The sequence below is a fragment of the Cellulomonas sp. P4_A2 genome (assembly GCF_056402515.1).
The window spans coordinates 1-426 of record NZ_JBFUHG010000134.1 but is presented as its reverse complement, the minus strand read 5'-3'; the positions used below and the strand labels follow the sequence as shown (position 1 = coordinate 426).

General features: G+C 72.8%; 1 pseudogene. It reads right to left on the bottom strand.

Annotated features, from left to right (window positions below):
• A pseudogene (locus tag AC1DUE_RS20435) lies at positions 1 to 426 on the bottom strand (hypothetical protein); the annotation flags it as partial.

Genomic DNA, 426 nt, shown 5'->3' with positions numbered 1-426 from the left:
CGCCTGCACGGTCCCGTCCCCCTGGCCGGCCTCATCCCTGCCATCGGGCGTCAGCGGTACCTGCGGCCCGGAGCACTCCCGCAGCCAGCGCCGCAGCACCTCGTGCACCTGCTCGGCCCCCACCAGTTCGGCGTCCGAATCCGCCGATGCGTGGCAGGCCACCGGATCCGACATGGAACGGGGCCAGAGCAGGAACGGCCTCGACTGCCGGCCGCCGAGTCCGCCGTGCGAGCCGATCTGTTCTTCGAAGGCGTGCACACAGCCCGTGTCCGGGTCGTACATCGAGTTGACCATCACATCGGCGACGTGCGGGAAGGTGTCGGTGCGCCGCACCGCGGCCGCCGCGCCCGGGCCGAACGGGGCCAGCGGGCCTTCCCCGTCCTTCAGTTCCGACACCGGTATCTCGGCGCCGCCGCGCCCCAGCAC